This is a genomic window from Thermoflexus sp., from assembly GCF_025055495.1.
Taxonomy (GTDB): domain Bacteria; phylum Chloroflexota; class Anaerolineae; order Thermoflexales; family Thermoflexaceae; genus Thermoflexus.
In genome coordinates this window covers 1-7,893 of sequence record NZ_JANWXB010000362.1, presented here as the reverse complement: position 1 = coordinate 7,893, position 7,893 = coordinate 1, and the positions used below count along the sequence as shown (strand labels likewise).

Sequence of the window (7,893 nt, the reverse complement as noted above, 5' to 3'; positions counted from 1 at the left end):
GCGCCCACCCCAGCCCGAAAAATCGATCACCCCGAAAGGGTGCCTTATCCAGGAAACCCCACCGGATTATAATTCTGGTGGGACAACCATATGTGCAACTTCGGAGCTCTCCCGCGGATTTTGGGGCTGGGGCACCGCCTTCGGCAGCGCCCCAGCCCCCAAAATATTTTTCAAGGGGAAGGGGCTTGGCCTGCTTCCCTCCCGAAGGCGCCTGGATCCGACTCGCCGCCTGAAGTTGCCTACTTGGAAAAATCCACGATGAATGAATTGTTCAGCGTTCGCCCGATCCCAGCTCGAAGATGGATGGCGCTGATCCTGGGTCTGGCAGCCGCCTGGGGGCTGGGCTGGGCCATCGCCGTCGGAGGCCCTGTCTTAGCCCTCGCCGGGCTGCTGGGAGGGATCCTCATCGCCCTGGTCCTGAGCTCCATCGACGCCGCCTTCTTCATGGTGCTCGCGGTGATCTTCCTGCTCCCCTTTGGAACAGTTCCGGTCCGGCTGGGCTTCACGCCCACCTTGCTGGATCTGGCCGTCCTGGGATGGCTGTTGGCCGGGCTGGCGTGGTGGGCCGCTGGACGCCTGGGGGCGCCGCAGGGGACAGCCCTGGGTTTTCCTGTGCTGGCCTTCCTCGGCACCACGCTGGCCACCTTCACGGCCGGATTGGCCCACGCTCCCCTCACGCAGACCGTAGCCCGGCGGTTCGCTGAATTCCTGCTGGCCATCGCTTCGTTCTTCTGGGTGGTCACCCTTGTTCGCGATGAGATCCGGCTCTCCCGCCTGATCCGATGGATCATCGGCTTCGGGTTCCTGACGGCCCTGATCGCGGTCGTTCTCTATGTGCTGCCGGATTCCCGGGCGGAGGAGTGGCTGCTTCGCCTTCAGCCGCTGGGGTATTACCGGGAAGGTGGGCCCATTCTCCGTTATATCCTGGACGATCCGGAGCAGCCGGAGCGGGCCATCGGCACAGCCGTGGATCCCAATCTGCTGGGCGCCACCCTGGCAACCCTGATCGCCCTTACGCTCCCTCAGGTCTTCGCTTCGCGGCCGGTGTGGCCTCGACCGCTGACCGCCCTGTTCTTGGGGACGATGGGGCTGGCGTTGCTGTTGACCTTCTCGCGCGGTGCCTTCATTGGGACGGCTACAGCGGTCCTCGCCCTCAGCCTGTTCCGCTACCGGCGGCTGCTTCCCCTGATCGCGGCCAGCCTGATCCTACTCTTCCTGCTGCCGGTCACCCAGGACTACGCGCAACATCTCCTGGCCGGGCTCCGGGGGGAGGATCTGGCGACCCGCATGCGATTCGGGGAGTATCGGGATGCCCTGACCCTGATCTCACGCTATCCGCTCTTCGGCGTTGGGTTCGCCGGAGTGCCGGATGTAGATCTTTACATCAAAGTGGCCAGCATCTATCTGTTGCTGGCTGTCCAGATGGGGCTGGTCGGGCTGGGGATCTTCCTTCTCGTGATGGGAATCTTTTTCACCACCGCCTGGAACGCGCGTCGCGTGGTGCGAAACCTCCCGGATTTAGAGCCCATCTGGCTGGGCCTTCACGGGGCCGTGCTGGCCGCCCTGGTCAGCGGCCTCTTCGATCATCACTTCGTGAATTTTGATTTCCATCATATGGTGCAATGGTTCTGGCTGTTGATCGGCCTGGGAACGGCAGCCACCGGGATGGCCCATCGGGTTTCGTCCACGTAGGGGCAGCCCCCCGTGGTCGCCCCGACGAAATGCGCGGTGCGTCCTATCATCGATCCTATGGGCGATCCCCTGCCCGCGCCGTGAAAGGACAACGGGATGAGCTTCGCGCAGACACTGGCTCGATTGCTGACCGAGGGACCCGCCTCGCTGTTTTATCATCTCCTCGTGGGCCTAGCCCTGGAGGGCCTGTGGTTGATGGCCCTGGAGACGGCCCGGCGCGCCCCAGGCGCCCCAGAAAACCGCGCCGCTCGTCGCATGGCTTTGGCGGCCGGCCTGGGGCTGATCGGGCGAATGGCCCTTTTCGGAGCGGCCTTCGTGGAGAGCCAGTGGCTGCCCCCCGGGACCCTGTTGCCGCCCCTTGAACGCGCCGTGGATCTCGCCACATGGGCCTGGATCGGGTGGGCGATGATCGAGGAAGCGCCCGGGTTCTGGCTCCCCGCCCTTCATACGCTGATCGCCTTCGGCGCCTACGGGCTGATCGCCTCTAACTGGATGAGCCTTTCCCTACAGGATCCCTCACTCTTTTATGCCGCTACCCCTTCCGATCGCGCATGGATGTTGTGGGCCCTGGGGCTTGCCCTGGGAATCGGGGGGTGGCTCCTCGCCCGTCCCTCCCCGGCTTTCCGGAGCTCCGGCATGCTGGGGTTCTTCGCGCTGGCCCTGGGCGCTCTCCTGCAGCTGAACATGCCGCTCGCGGGAACCCATCTGGCCCCCTGGGTCCGCCTGGGGATGCTGACCGCCTTCCCCCTCTGGTTAGCAGGCACATATCGCCTGGCACTACAGGCCGTGCAACGGATCTCCGGGGAGCGCGAAAGGGCCGCGGAGGGATGGCGCGCCTGGAGCCGGGGGTTGCTCCGCGCCCTTCAGGCGCAGGGGGAGCCGAATCCCCTTGATGAAGCGCTGAAGGCCGCCCGAAAGCTCCTGGGCGCGCGGTGGACAGCAGCCGGGCTGCTACAGGACGATCGACTCCTGATCATCGCACGGGAAGGGGAAGGCCTGCCCCAGGCGGGAACAGATCTCACCCTCTCCTTGCCGGAATATCCTCAGATTGAAGAGGCGATCTTTCGGCGCCCCTCCGGCTTCCTGGCCCCTGAGGATCAACAGGGGGAAGCGGGCCAGCGGCTCTGGCAGGCTTTCGGGATGGAAACCATCGGCTTCCTTCAAATCGAGCCCCTGGTCGCTCAGGGACGTCTCCTCGGCGCCTGGCTGATCGGCTATCCGAAGGAGGAGAAGCACAGGCTTTCCCTGGATCCTGGTCTGGGCCGGCAGATGGCGGAGCTCCTGGCTCAAACGCTGAGCCTGCTGCAGGAGCGCGAACGGAAGGCGACCCTGGAGGTCGCGTTGATGTCCCTGCAACAAGAGCATGAAGAGGCCGTCCGACGCCTGGAGGCCCAGCGCGCGGAAGAGCGGCAGATGCTGCAGCGAGAGATCAACCGCTGGGCGACCCGGGCCGCGGAGGCGGAGGAGGAGCGGGAGCGATGGCGACGGCGGGCGGAGGAGCTGGCCCGCCTGATCGAAGCCCGGGCATCGCTCCCAGTAGTGGCCTCCGCTCCGGAGCACGGGAGGAACGCTTCTCCGCCCCCCACGCTGGCAACGGCTCCGGAAGGCCATCGAGAGGGATTGATCTTAGCGCTCATTCAGGAGCTGCGAACCCCTCTGACGGCCATCCTGGGATACACCGATCTCCTGTTAGGGGAAGCGGTCGGCATCTTAGGAGCCACCCAGCGCCAGTTCCTGCTCCGGATTAAAGCCAATATCGAACGGATGGCAGGATTGATTCGGGAAACCATTCAGATCGCTGCGCTGGAGGTGGGGACCTTCCAGCTGGAGCCCGGAGCGTTAAACCTGGCCGAGGTCCGGGATCTGGTGCTCCAGCAACTCCAGCCGGTGCTTCAGGAACGGGGCCTGCGGGTAGCCCTGGAATGGCCGGACGATCTGCCCCCCGTGCGGGTGGATCGGGACGCCGCCCAGCAGATCCTCTATCATCTGCTGAATAACGCCGCCCTGTGCAGCCGGCCTGGCACAGCCATTGGCCTGCGGGCTCGCCTGAATCCAGAGGTTCCCAGGGTGATCTTCCTCCATGTGCAGGATACCGGTGGAGGGATTCCCATAGAAGAGGCCTCGCGGGTGTTCGTGCCCCGCTATCGGGCCACCACGCCATTGATCTCTGGAGTCGGCGACAGCATCGGCCTCTCCATCGCGCGGGCGCTGGTCGAGGCCAGCGGGGGACGGATCTGGGTGGAGAGTGAACCGGGAACCGGGAGCACGTTCACAGTGGTCCTCCCTCTGGCTTCCTGACCGTGGCACGACAGGCCATTCCTTGCACTTTGGGGGATTACAGCCTGCTATCCTCCGTGGCCCATAAGAACACAGAAACTGACAGATACCCCGTTCGGACAAGCTGTCCGGCTCGTCCACAGGAAGGGGCCTTCCGCCGTCCCGAAGATGAAGCGCAATCCCCCAACCGACCAGGGGTGGAGGACAACTTGAGCGCCCTCCTATGGGGGTCTATCCGCAGTGGGGGATTGTGCCTTCGATTTCGTATGGATGTTAGGGGGCCGAGACCGTCAAAGATGGCCTCGGCCTTCCAAAAGGGCAAGGGCACCGCGCACGGTGCCCCCCAAGGCCCTTTGGCCTTGGGGAGCATCTGACCACCCTCCAGAGCTGGGGGAGTAATCAACGAATGGGCTCCGAAAATGTTTCCTCTTGGAAGCTTACGCTGGGGCGAACCCTGGCGCTCCTGCTGTTGGGCTGGATCCTGATCGGTGCCCTCTGGACGGCCGCCGCGGAGATCCGACCCCGTCCCCTTGGATCCGGGCGGGGCCCAAGCCCTCCTGCGCGAGCGACCCAGGGGCCCGCGGCCATGACGGCCATCCCACCCAGCCTTACTCCATTGCCTCCCTCCCCAACGCCGTCGCCGACCACTTCACCTCCTGGGATCCCATCCCCCCAGGCTGCCGCATCCTCGCTGAGCCCGACCCGGACCCCCTGCCGGCCGCCAGCAGACTGGATCCCTTATCGAGTGCAACCAGGGGACACCGCCTTCCGGCTGGCGACCCTGGCTGGGATCTCCCTGTCCCGGTTTCTGGAGGCCAACTGCCTGCGCGGACCCGCGCTGTTTATCGGCCAGCGGGTGTATCTGCCGGTGCGCCTGCCCACCCCGACCCCGAACCTGACCCCATGCGGCCCGCCGTCCGATTGGGTGCTTTACACCGTGCAACCAGGGGAGACGCTTTATCGGCTGGCGGTGCGTTTCCAGATCCCCCTTTACCTGCTGTTGCAGGCGAATTGTTTAACCAGCCCGACGCTAACCGCCGGCCAGCGCCTCTATGTGCCGCCGCTGGGGACGCCGACGGCCACGCCGCCCCCACCGCCTCCGCCACCTCCGCCACCGCCTTCTCCATTCCCTTCCCCCACGGCGACGCCAACCCTGACGCCGACGCCCACTGCCCCACTGACGGAGACGCCTTCTCCTTCGCCGTCGCCGACCGACACGGAGACGCCCACCGGGACACCGACGTCCTCTTCTGCAGCATCCGCCCTGCCCCGTGGAGGACTTTCGAGGGCTGGAGAGGCCGCCTTCCACCAGCTCCTCAGCCCCTGACCACCACCCTCCCCACGATCGGCAGGGCCCCATGCTGATCATTCAGCATATCCGTTCGGAGTCCGTCCCCGGAGGCGAAGGGGTTGGAGGGTCAAGCGGGGTGGGAGTAGCGGGGCGGGCGACTTTACTGCTCACCCCGCCACCTGGCTCTGTGACGAAGCCGTATAGAGAAGATCTGGTGGCCGATTCTGGTGAAAAAACCCGGAGGCACCCACTCCAGCAGGTGCCTCCGGGTTCTGAGAGTTCGGTGGAGCGTGGAGCTGGATCACTTCCGGGCGGTCTTCTTGGCTGTCGTCTTCTTGGCCGGCTTCTTGGCTGTCGTCTTCTTGGCCGGCTTCTTGGCCGCCGCCTTCTTGGCCGGCTTCTTGGCTGCCGCCTTCTTGGCCGGCTTCTTGGCTGCCGCCTTGCGAGCTGGCTTGGCCGGAGCCGGGGCCGGCGCCGGAGCCGGGGCCACTTCCTCCGCGGGTGCCTCAGGGGCGGGCGCGACCGCTCCTTCCTCCATCTGGTAGTAGACCCATTTGCCGACCATCGCTCGCTCCTTTCTGTCAAGGATAAGAAACAGATAACCCGCCTTCACGCTCATTGTATGGGCTCGCCTGAAATTTAGGCAAGACTAAATTCATCGCGCAATGGATCGAATGAGGACAGATGCCGAGCGGAGCACAGCAAGGAATGATCCGAAGCAAGGGACGCTCCCGAGGGATTGCCTCCACAATATCGGATGTGGCCCGGACCGATACCTCGCCTTCCGCTCGGCCGATGAGGGATGGAGCCTTCGGTCCCGGCTCTCCGCCGGTGTGGGGCTTCTCTCCCCTGCGGCCCAAAAGCTGCAGGGAGAGGGAAATCCGGGGACGCTGCGTCCTCATCTTAGAGGATAGGCAGGGTCGCCTTCGACGACCCCGCCCTCCAAATGTCCTAAATCAAGAGATCTGGTAGTATGGCAGGATGACATGGAGGGCGGAATCGGTCCCTCCTATCCGCCCGCTTCCCCACCAAGGGGCGAAGGGGGAAAGAAAGGCGCTTTCGGGCGGTGGTTTTGCCGCCCCGAAAGCGCCTCCCCCCTCCCGGGCGGGAGACGTGATTCCATGGCGCTACCGGAGACCTGGGGGCTGAAATTTGAGCGCTGCATTGTTATAATGGCGGCGAATGATCTGAGGATGTCCGGGAGGATCCCAGGATCCGCCCGAATGGGGCCCGCGGGGGATGCCCCTGCCATCCGGGGTAGTGTTCAGCGGCTGACGGATAAAAGGGCCATGGTAATGGCCTCTCACCCTGGATCCCTGCGAGGCCCAGAAGGCCTCGCAGGGGGGGATGTATGGATCGCGAATCGGGAGCGCGATCCCTCCCGAGTCAGCACTGCCCAATCTGCCAGGGAGGTGATCCTTGCGAATCTGGCAATGGCTTCTGGGACTTCTGATCAGCGCCCTGGCCCTTTACGGAGCGATCCGGGGGCTGGATCTTCCGACCCTGTGGGCCGCCCTGCAGGCCGGGAATTATGAATGGGTGTTCCCCGCCCTCCTCGCCCTGACCCTGAGTGTGGTGGCGCGAACCGTCCGCTGGCAGATCCTGTTGAATCGCCCACCCGGGGTGCCCCTCTATCGATTGTGGAACACCCTTAATGTCGGCTATCTGGTGACCCATCTCCTGCCCTTCCGGATGGGAGAACTGGCCCGGGTTCTCCTGCTGGCCCGCTACCCCCAGACCCCTCCCGGCCTGGTAACGATGTCTATCATTGTGGAACACGTCCTGGACCTGGTGGCCGTGTTGATGCTGGCGGGGCTCGCCCTCGCCCTCCGGCCGGAGGCCATGGGGACCGGGATCCTGAGTTGGGCCGGGCTGGGCCTGACGGCGGGGGCGCTTCTGGTGCTGATGATCGGAGCGTTCCGCCCGAACTGGGCCTGGAGATTAACGGAGGGGCTCACAGCACCGTTCCCCGGACGCTTCCGGGAACGCCTGCGGCAAGAAGCGCGGGCCGCCCTGAGCGGCCTGGAAGTTCTACGGACCCCCCGGGCCCTGGCAGGGGCTCTGGGATGGTCTCTCGCGGCCTGGGTGGCGGTCGGATCCCAACTCTATGCGGTCATGGGGATCTTCCTGGCTCATCCGGACTGGCTGCCGGCCCTGTGGACCATGACCGCTCTCACTTTCGGGATGCTGGTCCCCTCCACCCCCGGGTACATCGGCGTGGTCCAGGGGATCACCGTTTGGGTGATGGGAATCTTTGGAATCCCTCAGGCAACCGCCTTTAGCATCTCCGTGGTTTCCCACGCCCTGGTTTATTTTTACCTTTCGGTCCTGGGGGCTCTGGGCCTCTGGATGGAAACCGGAAGCCTCCGGCTCAGCTTCCTGCAGAAGGAGGCCAGGCCTCATTAAGTTCGGGTGGGATCAAACCGTTGGACGCCGATCGGACGAGGTGGAATAGGTTCCATCCCCCAGCATCTCCTTCCCCCAAGGGCCTTTTGGGCTATTGGGGAGGAGGATAAAAAGGAATAGCAACTTGGACTATTGCTTTGTCCAGTTATAAACTGAGGCTTTGAGGAACCGAAGCGAGTCCGGAAGGCGATGGCCCCTCCCCCCTTTCTCCCCCCTCCCCACGGCCC

5 protein-coding genes are annotated in these 7,893 nt (G+C 64.7%); 4 read left to right on the top strand and 1 reads right to left on the bottom strand.

Features of this window, described 5'->3' with window-relative positions; genetic code table 11:
• The first annotated feature begins 258 nt into the window (after nucleotides 1–258).
• From NZM16_RS11645 to NZM16_RS11635, 3 genes are all read left to right on the top strand, one after another.
• Nucleotides 259–1,692: an O-antigen ligase family protein gene (locus NZM16_RS11645; RefSeq protein WP_295480521.1), complete on the top strand. Its 1,434-nt coding sequence runs from the start codon at nucleotides 259–261 to the stop codon at nucleotides 1,690–1,692.
• Nucleotides 1,693–1,788: 96 nt separating this feature from the next.
• Nucleotides 1,789–3,990 (top strand): ATP-binding protein, encoded by a 2,202-nt coding sequence (locus tag NZM16_RS11640; protein WP_295480519.1) that lies wholly within the window; start codon nucleotides 1,789–1,791, stop codon nucleotides 3,988–3,990.
• Between the two features lie 385 nt (nucleotides 3,991–4,375).
• Nucleotides 4,376–5,296, top strand: a complete 921-nt coding sequence (locus NZM16_RS11635; protein WP_295480517.1) for a LysM peptidoglycan-binding domain-containing protein — start codon at nucleotides 4,376–4,378, stop codon at nucleotides 5,294–5,296.
• A gap of 265 nt (nucleotides 5,297–5,561) precedes the next feature.
• On the opposite strand, the gene NZM16_RS11630 is transcribed toward NZM16_RS11635, so the two are convergent.
• Nucleotides 5,562–5,879 (bottom strand): hypothetical protein, encoded by a 318-nt coding sequence (locus NZM16_RS11630; protein WP_295448939.1) that lies wholly within the window; start codon nucleotides 5,877–5,879, stop codon nucleotides 5,562–5,564.
• A gap of 800 nt (nucleotides 5,880–6,679) precedes the next feature.
• Here NZM16_RS11630 and NZM16_RS11625 point away from each other — a divergent pair.
• Entirely contained in the window at nucleotides 6,680–7,666 is a 987-nt protein-coding gene (locus NZM16_RS11625; RefSeq protein WP_295448942.1) for a lysylphosphatidylglycerol synthase transmembrane domain-containing protein, read from the top strand.
• Nucleotides 7,667–7,893 lie beyond the last annotated feature (227 nt).